This window comes from Aeromonas sp. INTO2 (genome assembly GCF_049860605.1).
Lineage (GTDB): Bacteria > Pseudomonadota > Gammaproteobacteria > Enterobacterales > Aeromonadaceae > Aeromonas > Aeromonas caviae.
In genome coordinates this window covers 3,436,533-3,451,483 of sequence record NZ_CP187588.1, presented here as the reverse complement: position 1 = coordinate 3,451,483, position 14,951 = coordinate 3,436,533, and the positions used below count along the sequence as shown (strand labels likewise).

Sequence of the window (14,951 nt, the reverse complement as noted above, 5' to 3'; positions counted from 1 at the left end):
GACCGGCCCCAGTGGCCGGTCTGCATTTTCTCCCTCCTTGCAGAGCATTGAAGACGGATATCACGCGCCCCATCTCCGGCCGCCATGGCTCCACATCATGTGGAGCAGTGGCGTGAGCGGATATTCATGAACCCATTTACTGAATCGAAAGTGAGTTGCCCATGTCCCAACGCTACGACCTTCCCCAACTGCTCGACATCATGGCCAGATTGCGTGACCCGAACGGGGGCTGCCCCTGGGATCTCAAGCAGAGCTTCCAGACCATAGTGCCGCACACCCTGGAGGAGGCCTACGAGGTGGCGGATGCCATCGAGAGCGAAGATTGGCAAGGGCTGAAGGGGGAGCTCGGTGATCTGCTGTTCCAGGTCGTGTTCTATGCCCAGCTCGGCAAGGAGCAGGGATTGTTCGACTTTGCCGACATCGTCGATACCGTGAGCGAGAAGCTCATTCGCCGCCACCCCCATGTCTTCTCCGATGCCGACCTGGGTGACGAGCAGGCGGTCAAAGCGAACTGGGAGGCGGAAAAGGCCAAAGAGCGGGCCGCGCTCGACAAGGAGAGCGTGCTGGACGATATCCCCCTCTCCCTGCCTGCCCTGACCCGGGCAGCCAAGATCCAGAAGCGCTGCGCCACCGTCGGTTTCGACTGGAAAACGCTGGGGCCCGTGGTGGACAAGATCCACGAGGAGATCGAGGAGGTGATGGAAGAGGCGCTGATGGTCGACGTGGACGAGGAGCGGGTGAGCGACGAGCTCGGCGATCTCTTGTTTGCCACCGTCAACCTGGTGCGCCATCTGGGCAAGGATCCCGAGCAGGTGCTGCGGGCTGCCAACACCAAGTTTGAGCGTCGTTTTCGTCAGGTTGAACACTTTATTGCCGCAGAAGGTCTGAAAATGACGGATTGCTCCCTGGAGAAGCTGGACGAGGCCTGGAACAGGGCCAAGGAAACCGAGCAAAGTTGATTTGGCGCAAGACGGGGCGGCGGGGAGCCTGATAGATTTTTGTTCATTGTTTGGGAGTGGGGGTTTTGGTATACTGTTTCCCCGTCCTGCTTCATCCCCGAAGCACCCCTTAAAATTCCCTAAACTTCTTTCAGGTTCAGCATGACGACCAAATATATTTTTGTGACTGGTGGCGTTGTTTCATCCCTCGGCAAAGGCATTGCCGCAGCTTCTCTGGCAGCCATTCTGGAAGCCCGTGGTCTGGATGTGACCATCATGAAACTGGACCCGTACATCAACGTGGATCCGGGCACCATGAGCCCGACCCAGCATGGTGAAGTGTTCGTAACCGAGGACGGGGCCGAAACCGATCTGGATTTGGGTCACTACGAGCGTTTCATCCGCACCAAGATGACCCGCCGCAACAACTTCACCACCGGCCGCATCTATGCAGACGTGCTGCGCAAGGAGCGTCGTGGTGACTATCTGGGCGCCACCATCCAGGTGATCCCGCACATCACCAACGCCATCAAGGAGCGGGTGATTGCCGGTGCCGAAGGCCATCAGGTTGCCATCGTCGAAGTGGGCGGTACCGTGGGTGACATCGAGTCCCTGCCGTTCCTTGAAGCCATTCGTCAGCTGGCGGCCATCGTGGGTCGCAACAATGCCATGTTCATGCACCTGACCCTGGTTCCTTACCTGGCCGCCGCCGGCGAGGTGAAGACCAAGCCGACCCAGCACTCCGTGAAGGAGCTGCTCTCCATCGGTATCCAGCCTGATGTGCTGATCTGCCGCTCCGACCGCGCCATTCCGGCCAACGAGCGTGCCAAGATCGCCCTGTTCTGCAACGTGCCCGAGCGCGCCGTCATCTCTATGAAGGATGTCGACTCCATCTACAAGATCCCGGCGCTGCTGAAATCCCAGGGTCTGGACGGCTACATCACCGAGCGCTTCGGCATCGAGTGCAAAGAAGCCGACCTGGCCGAGTGGGAACAGGTCATCTATGAAGAGGCCAACCCGACTGCCGAAGTCACCATCGGCATGGTGGGCAAGTATGTCTCCCTGCCGGATGCCTACAAGTCCGTCAACGAAGCGCTCAAGCACGGTGGCCTGAAGACCCGTCTCTCCGTCAACATCAAGTACATTGACTCCCAGGACATCGAGACCCGTGGCGCCGAGCTGCTGGAAGGTCTGGATGCGATCCTGGTACCGGGTGGCTTCGGCGAACGCGGTGTGGAAGGCAAGATTCTGGCCGCCAAATATGCCCGCGAGAACAAGATCCCGTACCTCGGTATCTGCCTGGGCATGCAGGTTGCCTTGATCGAATACGCCCGCAACGTGGCGGGCATGGAAGGGGCTCACTCCTCCGAGTTCAAGAAAGACAGCCCGTTCCCCGTGGTCGGTCTCATCACCGAGTGGGTGGATGACGAAGGCAACGTCGAGACCCGGACCGAGAAGTCCGATCTGGGCGGCACCATGCGTCTGGGCTCCCAGCTCTGCCACCTGGTGGAAGATTCCAAGGTCCGTCAGATGTACGGCAGCCCGACCATTTACGAGCGCCACCGTCACCGTTATGAAGTGAACAACAAGCTGCTGCCGCAGATTGAAGCGGCAGGTCTGAAGGTGACCGGTCTCTCCGCCGACAAGAAGCTGGTGGAAATCATCGAGATCCCGGATCACCCCTGGTTCGTGGCCGCGCAGTTCCACCCGGAGTTCACCTCGACTCCCCGTGATGGCCACGCCCTGTTCGCCGGTTTTGTGAAGGCGGCGGGCGAGTATCAGAAGCGTAATTTGAAGTAATTGAAAATAAATGCGGTTGGGGCTCTGTGCCACAGCCGCTTTTTTTGGCATATTTTTGTTGTTTTTTTACGAAACCTGAGGAAATACACATGTCCAAGATCGTTAAAGTGATCGGTCGTGAAATCATCGACTCCCGTGGTAACCCGACCGTTGAGGCCGAAGTTCACCTGGAAGGTGGTTTTGTTGGTATGGCAGCCGCTCCGTCTGGCGCGTCCACCGGTTCCCGCGAAGCGCTGGAACTGCGTGACGGCGACAAGAGCCGTTTCCTGGGTAAAGGCGTGCTGAAAGCCATCGAAGCCGTCAACGGCCCGATCGCTCAGGCTCTGCTGGGTAAAGATGCCAAGGACCAGGCCACTGTCGACCAGATCATGATCGACCTCGACGGTACCGAGAACAAATCCAAGTTCGGCGCCAACGCCATCCTGGCTGTTTCCCTGGCCAACGCCAAAGCTGCCGCTGCTGCCAAAGGCATGCCGCTGTACGCCCACATCGCCGAGCTGAATGGCACCCCGGGTGTCTACTCCATGCCGCTGCCCATGATGAACATCATCAACGGTGGTGAGCACGCCGACAACAACGTCGACATCCAGGAGTTCATGATCCAGCCGGTTGGCGCCAAGACCCTGAAAGAAGCCGTTCGCATGGGCGCAGAAGTGTTCCACAACCTGGCCAAAGTGCTGAAGTCCAAGGGCTACAACACTGCCGTCGGTGACGAAGGTGGTTTCGCTCCGAACCTGAAATCCAACGCCGAAGCGCTGGAAGTGATCGCTGAAGCCGTTGCCGCTGCCGGTTACAAACTGGGCACCGACATCACCCTGGCCATGGACTGCGCTGCGTCCGAGTTCTACGACGCAGAGAAGAAAGAGTACAACCTGAAGGGCGAAGGTCGTATCTTCACCTCCAACGGTTTCTCCGACTTCCTGGCTGACCTGACCACCAAGTTCCCGATCGTCTCCATCGAAGATGGCCTGGACGAATCCGACTGGGAAGGCTTTGCCTACCAGACCGCCGAACTGGGCAAGAAAATCCAGATCGTGGGTGACGACCTGTTCGTAACCAACACCAAGATCCTGAAGCGCGGTATCGACAATGGCATCGCCAACTCCATCCTGATCAAGTTCAACCAGATCGGTTCCCTGACCGAAACTCTGGCTGCCATCAAGATGGCCAAAGACGCTGGCTACACTGCCGTCATCTCCCACCGCTCCGGTGAGACCGAAGACGCGACCATCGCCGACCTGGCTGTGGGTACCGCTGCTGGCCAGATCAAGACCGGTTCTATGAGCCGTTCTGACCGTGTTGCCAAGTACAACCAGCTGATCCGTATCGAAGAAGCCCTGGGCGCCAAGGCTCCGTTCCGTGGTCTGAAAGAAGTGAAGAACCAGGCTTAATTTTCGCCTGCGTTCATGCTTCACAAAGCCCCGCCATCTGGTGGGGCTTTTTCGTTCTGCGCTTATGGGCGTGTGTGACCTGCATTTTTTATTCCGACCAACCCATCCGGCACACAGGCTTTCTTTTGTCTTGCCTGCGAATATGGGAAACTAGGCCGCTTGAAGGAGACTCAGTGCATGCGGCTACTCACTCTTATCCTGCTCCTCCTGTTGGGAGGGCTGCAATATGACCTCTGGCTGGGGAAAAACGGCCTCTCCGACTATCGGGAACTCTCCACCGCCATCGAGCGGCAGCAACAGGACAACCTGGTACTCAAGGATCGCAACAGTCTGATTTACCGGGAAATCGACGATCTTACCTCTGGCCTTGAGGCCATCGAGGAGTTGTCGCGCAACGATCTTGGCTATATCAAGCAGGGCGAGACCTTCTACCGAATCATTCCCAAAGAAAAGGATCAGGTGACGGAGCCTGATGGTGCCCCCTACGATGACTGATAGCCTGAGCGGCCTGACCGCCATCGTCCCGGCTGCCGGTATTGGCAGTCGCATGGGGGCCAGTTGCCCCAAGCAGTACCTTTCCCTGGCAGGGAAATGCATTCTGGAGCACACCCTGGAGCGTCTGCTCTCCCATCCCGCCATCGCCCGTGTGATCGTGGCGCTGGCGCCCCACGACCGCTGGTTTGAGACCTTGACCGTGGCCACTGACCCGCGGGTGCTGCGAGTGGAAGGGGGAAGCGAGCGCGCCTTCTCCGTGCTCAATGCGTTGCACGTGGCAGAAGGGGAGTGGGCACTGGTGCATGACGCCGCCCGGCCCTGTCTGACCCACGAGGATCTCGATGCGCTCATTGCTGCCGCCATGGCCTCTGGCGGTGCCATCCTCGGCAGCCGGGTGCGCGATACCATGAAGCGCACCGATGCGGCCGGCAATATCCTCGCCACCGTGGATCGCGAGCAGCTCTGGCATGCCCTGACGCCCCAGATGTTTTTGGTCCGCCCCCTCAAGCGGGCGCTTGAGGAGGGGCTGGCGCTCGGCGCCGCCATCACCGATGAAGCCTCCGCCATGGAACGCGCCGGTTTCCCCGTGCGCATGGTGGAAGGGCGGGCCGACAACATCAAGGTGACCCGGCCGGAAGATCTCTCCCTGGCCGGGCTCTATTTACAGCAACAACGTGCGTGCCGGTCGGCACGACCCGATTCATCCCCAGAGGAGCAGGCATGATCCGCACCGGACATGGTTTTGATGAGACAGATTTCCGTGTATTGAGGAGGGCGCAAGCATGATGCGGATCGGACATGGTTTTGATGTTCACAAGTTTGGCGGGGTTGGTCCCTGCATGCTGGGCGGGGTGGCGGTGCCCTATGAACAGGGCCTGCTGGCCCACTCCGATGGCGACGTGGTGCTGCATGCGGTGAGCGATGCCCTGCTGGGGGCCATCGGCGCCGGCGACATCGGCCGCCACTTCCCCGATACCGCCGCCGAATTCAAGGGCATCGACAGCCGCATCCTGCTGCGGGACGTGTTTGCCCGCGTGCAGCTCGCCGGTTATGCCATCGGCAACCTGGATGTGACCATCATCGCCCAGGCCCCCAAGATGGCGCCTCACATCGACGCCATGTGCGCCGTGCTGGCCGCGGATCTGCAATGTGACTTGAACCGGGTGAACGTCAAGGCGACCACCACCGAACAACTCGGATTCACGGGGCGCAAGGAAGGGATCGCCACCGAAGCCGTCGTCTTGCTGGTGAAACAATGATGCTTGAACAACTTGCCTATCTGCACGGGACGCCCACTGCTCGCGGCATCCTCAAGGCCGAGGCCGCCGACTTCGTGGTCAATGAAGATCTCGGGTTTGCACCTTGCGGCGAGGGGGAACACATCTTCGTCCGGGTACGCAAAACCGGTGAGAATACCGCCTGGGTGGCTGGTCTGCTGGCCGATGCGGCCGGGGTTGCCCGCAATGCGGTGACCTGGGCTGGTCTGAAAGATCGCCATGCGGTGACCGAACAGTGGTTCGGCATCCATCTGCCGGGCAAGGGCGAGCCGGATCTCTCGGTCATCGAGAACGACAACATCCGGATCCTTGAGGTGAAGCGCCACAACAAGAAGCTGCGGGTCGGCTATCTCAAGGGCAACCACTTCACCCTGCGTCTCACCGGGCTGGAGCAGGCCGACGGGCTGGAATCCCGTCTGCAGGCGATTGCAACCCAGGGGGTACCCAACTACTACGGCGAGCAGCGTTTCGGCCGCGGTGGCAACAACCTGGAGGCCGCCAAGGCGATGTTCGCCGGCAAACGGATCAAGGATCGCAACAAGCGCTCCCTCTATCTGTCCGCCGCCCGCAGCATGCTGTTCAATGCCATCGTCAGCGCCCGCATCGAGCAGGGACTGGCCCATCAGCTGCTGGCAGGCGACTGCGTGATGCTCAAGGGCAGCCACTCCATCTTCAGCGAAGAGAGCGTGACTCCCGAGCTGGAGGCGCGTCTCGCCTCCGGCGACGTGCAGCTCACCGCGCCCCAGTGGGGGCGTGGTCGCTCTGCCAGCCAGGGCGCCGCCGCCGAGTTCGAGCAGGCAGTGCTGGCGCCTTATCACGAGTGGTGCGAGGGGCTGGAGAAGGCGGGGCTGGATCAGGATCGCCGCCCCTTGCTGCTCAAGCCGCAGGCCATGAGCTGGCAGCTGGAGGGGGCCGTGCTGACCCTGTCGTTCTTCCTGCCGGCCGGGGCGTTTGCCACCAGCGTGGTGCGCGAGTTAATGCAGGCCGAAGAGGCCGATCATGGTTTCAGGAATCAGTCCGATGAGAATTCTGGTCAGTAATGACGACGGTGTGCATGCCGAGGGTATCCGTGCCCTCAGCGAGGCGCTGGCCGCCTGCGGCGAGGTCATCGTGGTGGCGCCGGATCGCAATCGCAGCGGGGCGAGTCACTCCCTGACGCTGGAAGTGCCGCTGCGGGTCACCCGCATCGCCGAAACCGGATATCATGCGGTGAAGGGAACGCCGACCGACTGCGTTCATCTGGCGGTCAACGAACTGGTGCGCCCCGAGCCCGACATGGTGGTGGCCGGTATCAATCACGGGGCCAATCTGGGGGATGACGTCATCTACTCGGGGACGGTCGCGGCCGCGACGGAAGGGCGTCATCTTGGTTTCCCCTCCATCGCCGTATCGCTGGTGGGCAAGACCCATTTCGCCAGTGCGGCCCACTACGCCGCCCAGCTGGTGCGGGGGCTGATGGTGCATCCGTTGCCTGCGGATCAGATCCTCAACGTCAATGTGCCTGACCTGCCGCTTGAGCAGATCAAGGGGATCAGGGTGACCCGCCTTGGCAATCGCCACCGGGCGGAGTCGGTGATCTGCACCGAGGATCCCCGTGGTCAGCCGGTCTACTGGATCGGCCCCCCCGGCAACCAGCAGGATGCGGGAGAGGGAACGGACTTTGCCGCCATCGAGCAGGGTTATGTCTCCATCACTCCCCTGACCATCGACATGACGGCCTACGGCAGTCTGTCGACCCTGGGCGCGTGGCTGGATCTGCAGGGATGACGTTGTGATAGTACAGCGCCTGTTGAATCAACTGATTGCCCAGGATGTCCGCGATTTCCGCGTATTGGCGGCGATTGCGAAGGTGCCGCGCCAGCTGTTCGTGGATGAGGCCATGGCCCACAAGGCCTGGGACAATACGGCCCTGCCCATCGGCCATGGGCAGACCATCTCCCAGCCTTACATCGTGGCGCGCATGACCGAGCTGCTGATCCAGAACGATCCGGCCCATGTGCTGGAGATCGGGACGGGATCGGGCTACCAGACGGCGGTACTGGCCCACCTGGTGGAGCACGTCTACACCATGGAGCGGATCAAGTCGCTGCAGTTTCAGGCCAGACGCAGATTACGCCAGCTCGATCTGCACAATGTGTCGGCCAAGCACGGTAATGGGTGGCTAGGTTGGCCCAACAAGGGCCCTTTCGACGCCATTCTGGTAACGGCGGCGGCCAGTGAGGTCCCCAAGGCCCTGACCGATCAGCTGGCTGACGGTGGTCGTCTGGTCTTGCCGGTGGGTGATGGCCAGCAGACTCTGCAGCTCATCGAGCGATCGGGCTCCCAGCTCACCAGCCGGATCCTGGAGCCGGTACGTTTCGTTCCCCTGATTGACGGAGATGTCGAGTGAAGTTGTTTTCCCGCCTTTATGTTCTGGTGATGCAGTGGGCGCGTCACAAGTATGCCCCCTGGTATCTGGCCATCACCGCCTTTATTGAATCCATCTTCTGGCCCATCCCGGTGGATGTGATGCTGGCGCCCATGGCGCTCGGCAAACCTCATCGCGCCTGGCACTATGCCGCGCTGGCTACCCTCTTTTCGGTGTTGGGCGCCCTGTTTGGTTATCTGCTCGGCTATGCCCTGTGGGAGCCTGTGGTGCAGCCGCTGGTGACCTCGGTTGGCTATGAGGACAAGATTGCCGTGGCCGAGCAGTGGTTCCAGCAGTGGGGTATCTGGGTGATTTTTATTGCCAGCTTCACGCCGATCCCCTACAAGGTGTTTACCGTCACGGCTGGCTTGCTCCACATGGCACTGTTGCCTTTCATCCTGACCTCGCTGATCGGTCGTGGCATGCGCTTCTTCCTGGTTGCAGGTCTGATGCGTTGGGGCGGCGAGAAGATGGAGCGCAAGCTGATGCACTATGTGGATGTGCTGGGCTGGCTCTGTATTGGTTTGGCCGTTGCGGCCTATTTCTGGTTTAGTCGTTAAGGATCCACTATGTGTTCGCGTGTTTGGCAAGGTAGCGGTGTCGTCGTGTTGTCATGGCTGCTGCTTGCCTGTTCCTCCAGCAAGACTGCGGCTCCGGTGCACAGCCTGGGCAATGATCAGGTCGCTTCGACCATCCCCGTGCGTCAAGGTATGACCAAGCCCGGCATTGCAGGCAACGGGTACACCGTGGTCAAAGGAGACACTCTCTACTCCATTGCATTTCGTTCTGGCATGGATGTGGCTTCGCTTATCAGCATCAATGGCATCACTCCCCCCTATAACATTTATCCCGGCCAGCAGCTCAGGCTCGATGGCGCTTCCGCCCCCATGGCGGTGGCAACCGTCGGCAGCCCTGTCAGTCGTGGCAGCGTGACGGGGTCTGGCAGTTACGAGGTGCGCCGTGGCGATACCTTGATCAGCATCGGTCGCCAGTTCGGTCTCTCCAACCAGGCCTTGGCCCAGCGCAACAACCTCCAGGCTCCTTATGCATTGCACGTGGGCCAGGTGCTCAATGTAGGGGGCTCGGGTTCCTCGGGTGGTCAGATGGTGGCAGCAACCACACCGGTTGTGACCAGCACGGGGCCCAAACCCCTGGCCACGGCTCCGGCAGGTACGACCACACCATTTATTGCTCAGAAAACGATTGCTCCTGCCTCGTCAACAGCATACGCTCAGGCGAAAGAACAAAAAACCGTCAGTTCCTCGTCAACACTCTCCTGGCATTGGCCGACCAAAGGGCGGATCGTTGAAGGCTTCTCCGTTGCGGAACAAGGCAACAAGGGCATCGACATTTCCGGCCAGAAGGGCCAACCCATTTACGCTGCGAGCAGCGGCAAAGTGGTCTATGCGGGCAGTGCACTGCGAGGTTATGGCAAGCTGATAATTCTCAAGCACAACGATGATTACCTCTCCGCCTACGCTCACAACGATGAGTTGAGGGTCAAGGAGGGAGACACCGTGAAGGGCGGGGCGGTTATCGCCAATATGGGTAGCACGGATGCGCCGGATGTGCGCTTGCACTTTGAAATCCGGTACAAAGGCAAGTCGATCAACCCGATGGGCTATTTGCCAAAGCGTTAACTCAGAGAGCTGAGTCTTACTCTGGTGCAGGTCAGGGAGAGATATCATGAGCCAAGAACAACTGGTAATGCAGGATGCAGAGTTAGAGTTCGACGAGGAGCTGGAGGTTCAGGAGGAAGAAGAGGTTCAGGAAGTGGCGGCCGAAGCCGAAGAGACCATTTCCGATGAACTGATGGCGCCCGAGCTGAACAAGGTAATGGACGCCACCCAGCTCTATCTGGGGGAGATTGGTTTCTCCCCCTTGCTCACGGCCGAAGAGGAAGTCTACTACGCCCGCCGTGCCCTGCGTGGCGACAAAGCGGCGCGCAAGCGCATGATTGAATCCAACCTGCGCCTGGTGGTCAAGATTGCCCGGCGCTACAACAACCGCGGCCTGGTGCTGCTGGATCTCATCGAAGAGGGCAACCTCGGCCTTATCCGCGCCGTCGAGAAGTTCGACCCCGAGCGAGGCTTCCGTTTCTCTACCTATGCCACCTGGTGGATCCGCCAGACCATAGAGCGGGCCATCATGAACCAGACCCGTACCATTCGTCTGCCCATCCATGTGGTCAAGGAGCTGAACGTCTATCTGCGCACTGCGCGCGAGCTTTCTCATCGTCTCGACCATGAGCCGACCGCCGAGGATATCGCCTCTGCACTGGATCGCTCTGTGGACGATGTGAATCGCATGCTCAAGCTCAACGAGAAGATCACCTCGGTGGATACTCCCATTGGTGGCGATCGCGACAAGGCGCTGCTGGACGTGCTCTCCGACGAGCGCGGCATGGGGCCCGAGCTGGAGTCCCAGGATGACGACATGCGCAGCAGCATAGTGCACTGGCTGGAGGAGCTGAATCCCAAGCAGCGCGAAGTGCTGGCCCGCCGTTTCGGTCTGCTCGGCTATGAACCGGCCACCCTGGAAGACGTGGGCGCCGAGATTGGTTTGACCCGCGAGCGGGTGCGTCAGATCCAGGTGGAAGGGTTGCGCCGTCTGCGGGAGATCCTGCTGGGGCAGGGGCTCTCCATTGAGGCGCTGTTCCGCACCAACTAAACGGGTATGAATACCGTCATCAAGATGAAAAAGGGGCCACAGGCCCCTTTCTTTTTGTCGTGGATCTTCCGGATCATACCGGATCCAGAGTGTCCAGCGGCCAGCGCGGCACGGCCTTGACGACGAGGGGTTCGAAGACTCCCGCCTTCAGGCGTTGCATGCCGGCATAGGCGATCATGGCGCCGTTGTCGGTGCAGTATTCGGTGCGCGGGTAGAAGACTTCACCTTTGAGGCTCTCCATCAGCTCGGCCAGCTGGGCGCGCAGGTGACGGTTGGCGCTGACGCCGCCGGCGACCACCAGGCGATTGAGACCGGTCTCCTTCAGGGCGCGGCGACACTTGATGGCCAGCGTATCGACCACCGCATCCTCAAACGCCCGGGCGATGTCGGCACGGGTCTGCTCGTCGTCGCCATTGGCGGCGATGGTGTTGGCGGCAAAGGTCTTGAGGCCGGAGAAGCTCATGTCGAGCCCGGGGCGGTCGGTCATGGGACGTGGGAAGGTGAAGCGGTCCTTGAGGCCTTTCTCAGCCAAGCGGGAGAGCAGAGGACCACCAGGATAGTCCAGACCCATCAGCTTGGCGGTCTTGTCAAACGCCTCGCCGGCGGCATCGTCGATGGATTCCCCGAGCAGCTGATAGCTGCCGATACCGTCGACTCGCACCAGCATGGAGTGGCCGCCGGAGACCAAGAGCGCCACAAAGGGGAACTCGGGGGCCTTCTCTTCCAGCATGGGCGCCAGCAGGTGGCCTTCCATGTGGTGCACGGCGATGGCCGGCTTGTTCCATGCCATGGCCAGTGAGCGGCCAATGGTGGCCCCGACCAGAATGGCGCCAACCAGACCCGGCCCCGCGGTATAGGCGATGCCGTCGATGTCATCCTTGCCAAGTCCAGCCTCTTGCAACGCCGCCTGGATCAAGGGGATCGTCTTGCGTACATGGTCCCGGCTGGCGAGCTCGGGAACGACGCCGCCGTAGTCCGCATGCAGCTTGACCTGGCTGTACAACTGGTGGGAAAGGATCCCTTTTTGATCATCGAAGATCGCGATCCCGGTTTCGTCACAGGATGTCTCTATGCCCAATACACGCATTGCTAAAAAATTTCACTGCTAAAATGAGACGGCTATGGTAACCTTCGCGGGTTTTTTAAACCAGAGCGATCTCTGCGGGTTTACTTTCATTCCCTGTCCAGAGTATAATTTCGCACCATTTTAAGACATGCTGATCGATTGAAGGTCAGCTAACAATTTATCACTGAGGTGAAAGGCACATGCCAGTAATCAAAGTCCGTGAAAATGAGCCGTTTGACGTTGCTCTGCGTCGCTTCAAGCGTTCTTGCGAAAAGGCCGGTATCCTGTCCGAAGTTCGTAGCCGTGAGTTCTACGAGAAGCCGACTACCATTCGCAAGCGTGCCAAAGCGTCCGCTGTCAAGCGTCACGCCAAGAAGCTGTCCCGCGAAAACGCACGTCGTATCCGCCTGTACTAATCAAGGGATCATGCCGTGTCTCTGAAGGATCAACTCAAGGATCAGCAAAAGCTCGCCATGCTTGCCAAAGACAAGCCTCGGTTGGGTGCTATCCGCTTGTTGATGGCAGAAATCAAGCAGCGTGAAGTCGATACCCGTGTCGAGCTCAATGATGAAGAGATCCTCGCTGTCGTGACCAAAATGGTCAAACAGCGTCGCGATTCCATCAGCCAGTTTGAAGCTGCCGGTCGCCAGGATCTCGCCGACAAAGAGTCCGCCGAGATCGTTGTGCTGCAGGAGTTCCTGCCACAACAGCTGACCGCAGACGAAATTGCCGCCCTGATCGAGCAAGCCATCACTGAAAGTGGTGCTGCCGTCATGGCTGACATGGGTAAAGTCATGGCTGTCTTGAAGCCAAAAATTCAGGGGCGTGCCGATGTCGGCGCCGTCAGTGCTCAGGTGAAAACCCGCTTGGCGTAACAGGCAACTCTCTTGTTTGGTCGAAGAAGCCGTGCTTCCCATTGGAATGCGCGGCTTTTTTATTTCCTATGCAATGAAACAGGACGGTTATGGCTGGCAGGATCCCGCAATCCTTTATCGATGATCTGCTCGTACGCACGGACATAGTCGAGTTGATCGACTCCCGTGTGCGGTTGAAGAAAGCCGGTAAGAACTACCAGGCTTGCTGCCCTTTTCATAACGAAAAAAGCCCCTCCTTTACCGTCAGCCAGGAGAAGCAGTTCTATCACTGTTTCGGTTGTGGTGCCCACGGCAATGCCATCGGCTTTGTCATGGAGTACGACGGCATGGAATTCCCCGATGCCATCGAAGAGCTGGCAAGCCTGCACGGTATGCAGGTCCCCCGTGAGCAAACGGCGGGTGGATCAAGCCATAGCCAACCAGCCGTCAGCAAGGATCTGTTCGAGCTGATGAACCAGATTGCGCGCTTCTACGAGAGCAATCTCAAGAACGCGCCTCAGGCGGTGGAGTATCTGAAAGGCCGGGGCCTGACTGGCGAGGTGGTCAAGCGCTTCAACATCGGTTATGCCCCTGGGGACTGGGATCAGGTGCGTCGCCGCTTTGGCGCCAGTAGGGATCACGAACAACTGCTGATTTCGGGCGGTATGCTGATCCCCCGTGACAGCGGCCCGGGCAGCTACGATCGTTTCCGCGATCGCATCATGTTTCCGATCCGGGACAAACGCGGCCGGGTCATCGGCTTCGGTGGCCGAGTGCTGGGGGATGGCACGCCCAAGTACTTGAACTCCCCCGAAACCCCCATCTTCCACAAGGGGCGAGAGCTGTTCGGCCTTTATGAGGTCAAGCAGGCACACAAGGATCCGCGCCGGATCCTGGTGGTGGAAGGCTACATGGATGTGGTGGCGCTCGGCCAGTACGACATCGACTACGCGGTGGCGGCACTGGGGACTGCGACCACCAGCGATCACATCCACACCCTGTTCCGTACCACGGCAGAGGTGGTCTGTTGCTACGACGGCGACAACGCCGGTCGGGAAGCGGCCTGGCGGGCGTTGGATAACGCGCTTTCTCATCTGCAGGATGGCCGTGAACTCAAGTTCGTCTTTTTGCCGGATGGTGAGGATCCCGACTCGCTGGTACGCCAGATCGGCAAGAAGGGGTTCGAAGCGCTGCTCGACAAGGCCCAGTCGTTTGCGGATTTCATGTTCGAACGCCTCGGGCGCGATGCGGCTCTTTCCGGTGAGGCAGGCAAGTTTGAAGTGGCCAACAAGGCCGCCGAGCTGATTCGTCGGGTACCGGAAGGTTTCACTCGCGAGGGGTTGATTACCCGACTCTCCAGCATGATGCGCTGGGGAGAAAACAAGCAGCGGATTGCCGAGCTGTTTGCCCGCAACAGCCAGCCCAAGGCGGAAGTCAACAAACCCAAGGCGACCAAGCTGACGCCGATCCGCAGGGCTCTGGCCCTGATGGTGCAATATCCGGCGATCACCGCCGAGCTGCCGGCCATGCCCGAGTTGGCCGGGCTGCGCCTGCAGGGGATCCCTTTCCTGCTGCAACTGCACCAGCAGATCCTGATCCAGCCGGGAGTGACAACGGGTATCCTGCTGGAGCATTGGCGTGGCACAAAAGAGGGAGAAATACTTGCCCAACTGGCGATGCATGACCTGTTTGAAGAGGTAAAGCTCGACCAGGAGCCCGATATTCTGGGAGAATTGCAGGATACCTTTGTCGGTTTCATCAACCTTTTCCTGAAGCAACGGATCGAAGAATTGCAGGCCAAGGTGGCGCAGGAAGGGCTAAGCTCTGAGGAAACTCAGGAGCTGATGATGCTGATCAGAGAGGTGCAGATTGAGAAAAGAAATGAGAGTGGGGCTTGATATTTGAGTGAGCAGTCCCAATATGAATAGCGTTGCCCGAATAGACGGGATTGAAAGCAAACACTTTATAACCACCTGGCCCCGACAACACTGCGGGCAGGGGTTTCTCATGACCGACGCCGCAACCAGACATAGCATGTCTGGCGGTTTTCTAT

16 protein-coding genes are annotated in these 14,951 nt (G+C 59.6%); 15 read left to right on the top strand and 1 reads right to left on the bottom strand.

What is annotated here, in order from left to right; all coding sequences use genetic code 11:
* Positions 1-161: 161 nt before the first annotated feature.
* The 12 genes from mazG to rpoS all read left to right on the top strand — a co-directional run bounded on the left by mazG (position 162) and on the right by rpoS (position 10,978).
* A complete protein-coding gene (gene mazG / locus ACPW74_RS16260; protein ID WP_039041041.1) occupies positions 162-959 on the top strand; it encodes a nucleoside triphosphate pyrophosphohydrolase in 798 nt (265 codons plus the stop codon).
* 141 nt (positions 960-1,100) lie between these two features.
* Complete coding sequence (gene pyrG, locus ACPW74_RS16255) at positions 1,101-2,738, top strand: glutamine hydrolyzing CTP synthase (RefSeq protein WP_010675629.1); 1,638 nt, start codon at positions 1,101-1,103, stop codon at positions 2,736-2,738.
* A gap of 89 nt (positions 2,739-2,827) precedes the next feature.
* Positions 2,828-4,129, top strand: a complete 1,302-nt coding sequence (gene eno / locus ACPW74_RS16250) for a phosphopyruvate hydratase (RefSeq protein WP_043154803.1) — start codon at positions 2,828-2,830, stop codon at positions 4,127-4,129.
* A 177-nt stretch (positions 4,130-4,306) separates the two neighbouring features.
* The gene (gene ftsB, locus ACPW74_RS16245; protein WP_010675628.1) at positions 4,307-4,624 is read left to right on the top strand and encodes a cell division protein FtsB; all 318 of its coding nucleotides are present in this window, start codon (positions 4,307-4,309) and stop codon (positions 4,622-4,624) included.
* Entirely contained in the window at positions 4,617-5,348 is a 732-nt protein-coding gene (gene ispD / locus ACPW74_RS16240; RefSeq protein ID WP_048208397.1) for a 2-C-methyl-D-erythritol 4-phosphate cytidylyltransferase, read from the top strand. The genes ftsB and ispD overlap by 8 nt, the downstream gene beginning before the upstream one ends.
* 58 nt (positions 5,349-5,406) lie before the next feature.
* Complete coding sequence (ispF, locus tag ACPW74_RS16235) at positions 5,407-5,883, top strand: 2-C-methyl-D-erythritol 2,4-cyclodiphosphate synthase (RefSeq protein ID WP_010675626.1); 477 nt, start codon at positions 5,407-5,409, stop codon at positions 5,881-5,883.
* Positions 5,883-6,941: a tRNA pseudouridine(13) synthase TruD gene (truD, locus tag ACPW74_RS16230; protein WP_425858380.1), complete on the top strand. Its 1,059-nt coding sequence runs from the start codon at positions 5,883-5,885 to the stop codon at positions 6,939-6,941. The genes ispF and truD overlap by 1 nt, the downstream gene beginning before the upstream one ends.
* Positions 6,922-7,668 (top strand): 5'/3'-nucleotidase SurE, encoded by a 747-nt coding sequence (gene surE / locus ACPW74_RS16225; RefSeq protein ID WP_425858378.1) that lies wholly within the window; start codon positions 6,922-6,924, stop codon positions 7,666-7,668. Before truD ends, surE begins: the two co-directional genes overlap by 20 nt.
* Positions 7,669-7,672: 4 nt before the next feature.
* Complete coding sequence (locus tag ACPW74_RS16220) at positions 7,673-8,290, top strand: protein-L-isoaspartate(D-aspartate) O-methyltransferase (RefSeq protein WP_010675623.1); 618 nt, start codon at positions 7,673-7,675, stop codon at positions 8,288-8,290.
* Positions 8,287-8,868 carry a YqaA family protein gene (locus tag ACPW74_RS16215; protein ID WP_425858376.1) on the top strand — a complete coding sequence of 194 codons (582 nt, stop codon included), beginning with the start codon at positions 8,287-8,289 and terminating at the stop codon, positions 8,866-8,868. Before ACPW74_RS16220 ends, ACPW74_RS16215 begins: the two co-directional genes overlap by 4 nt.
* 9 nt (positions 8,869-8,877) lie before the next feature.
* A complete protein-coding gene (locus ACPW74_RS16210) occupies positions 8,878-9,948 on the top strand; it encodes a peptidoglycan DD-metalloendopeptidase family protein (protein ID WP_425858374.1) in 1,071 nt (356 codons plus the stop codon).
* Between the two features lie 46 nt (positions 9,949-9,994).
* Positions 9,995-10,978: an RNA polymerase sigma factor RpoS gene (rpoS, locus tag ACPW74_RS16205; protein ID WP_425858372.1), complete on the top strand. Its 984-nt coding sequence runs from the start codon at positions 9,995-9,997 to the stop codon at positions 10,976-10,978.
* A gap of 73 nt (positions 10,979-11,051) precedes the next feature.
* Here the strand turns inward: rpoS and tsaD are convergent, their stop codons facing one another.
* Positions 11,052-12,065 (bottom strand): tRNA (adenosine(37)-N6)-threonylcarbamoyltransferase complex transferase subunit TsaD, encoded by a 1,014-nt coding sequence (tsaD, locus tag ACPW74_RS16200; RefSeq protein ID WP_425858371.1) that lies wholly within the window; start codon positions 12,063-12,065, stop codon positions 11,052-11,054.
* Positions 12,066-12,244: 179 nt separating this feature from the next.
* On the opposite strand from tsaD, the gene rpsU reads away from it, so the two are divergent.
* From rpsU to dnaG, 3 genes are all read left to right on the top strand, one after another.
* Positions 12,245-12,460: a 30S ribosomal protein S21 gene (rpsU, locus tag ACPW74_RS16195; protein WP_005309452.1), complete on the top strand. Its 216-nt coding sequence runs from the start codon at positions 12,245-12,247 to the stop codon at positions 12,458-12,460.
* A gap of 15 nt (positions 12,461-12,475) precedes the next feature.
* Positions 12,476-12,919 (top strand): GatB/YqeY domain-containing protein, encoded by a 444-nt coding sequence (locus tag ACPW74_RS16190; protein ID WP_010675618.1) that lies wholly within the window; start codon positions 12,476-12,478, stop codon positions 12,917-12,919.
* Between the two features lie 89 nt (positions 12,920-13,008).
* On the top strand, positions 13,009-14,796 hold the full coding sequence (dnaG, locus tag ACPW74_RS16185) for a DNA primase (RefSeq protein WP_425858369.1): 1,788 nt from the start codon (positions 13,009-13,011) through the stop codon (positions 14,794-14,796).
* The last annotated feature ends 155 nt before the right edge of the window (positions 14,797-14,951 follow it).

Coding starts and splice junctions, on each gene's coding strand:
- pyrG (WP_010675629.1), top strand. CDS start 1,101: ATGACGACCAAATATATTTTTGTGACTGGTGGCGTTGTTTCATCCCTC.
- rpoS (WP_425858372.1), top strand. CDS start 9,995: ATGAGCCAAGAACAACTGGTAATGCAGGATGCAGAGTTAGAGTTCGAC.
- dnaG (WP_425858369.1), top strand. CDS start 13,009: ATGGCTGGCAGGATCCCGCAATCCTTTATCGATGATCTGCTCGTACGC.
- eno (WP_043154803.1), top strand. CDS start 2,828: ATGTCCAAGATCGTTAAAGTGATCGGTCGTGAAATCATCGACTCCCGT.
- rpsU (WP_005309452.1), top strand. CDS start 12,245: ATGCCAGTAATCAAAGTCCGTGAAAATGAGCCGTTTGACGTTGCTCTG.
- ispF (WP_010675626.1), top strand. CDS start 5,407: ATGATGCGGATCGGACATGGTTTTGATGTTCACAAGTTTGGCGGGGTT.
- ispD (WP_048208397.1), top strand. CDS start 4,617: ATGACTGATAGCCTGAGCGGCCTGACCGCCATCGTCCCGGCTGCCGGT.
- ACPW74_RS16210 (WP_425858374.1), top strand. CDS start 8,878: ATGTGTTCGCGTGTTTGGCAAGGTAGCGGTGTCGTCGTGTTGTCATGG.
- mazG (WP_039041041.1), top strand. CDS start 162: ATGTCCCAACGCTACGACCTTCCCCAACTGCTCGACATCATGGCCAGA.
- truD (WP_425858380.1), top strand. CDS start 5,883: ATGCTTGAACAACTTGCCTATCTGCACGGGACGCCCACTGCTCGCGGC.
- surE (WP_425858378.1), top strand. CDS start 6,922: ATGAGAATTCTGGTCAGTAATGACGACGGTGTGCATGCCGAGGGTATC.
- tsaD (WP_425858371.1), bottom strand. CDS start 12,065: ATGCGTGTATTGGGCATAGAGACATCCTGTGACGAAACCGGGATCGCG.
- ftsB (WP_010675628.1), top strand. CDS start 4,307: ATGCGGCTACTCACTCTTATCCTGCTCCTCCTGTTGGGAGGGCTGCAA.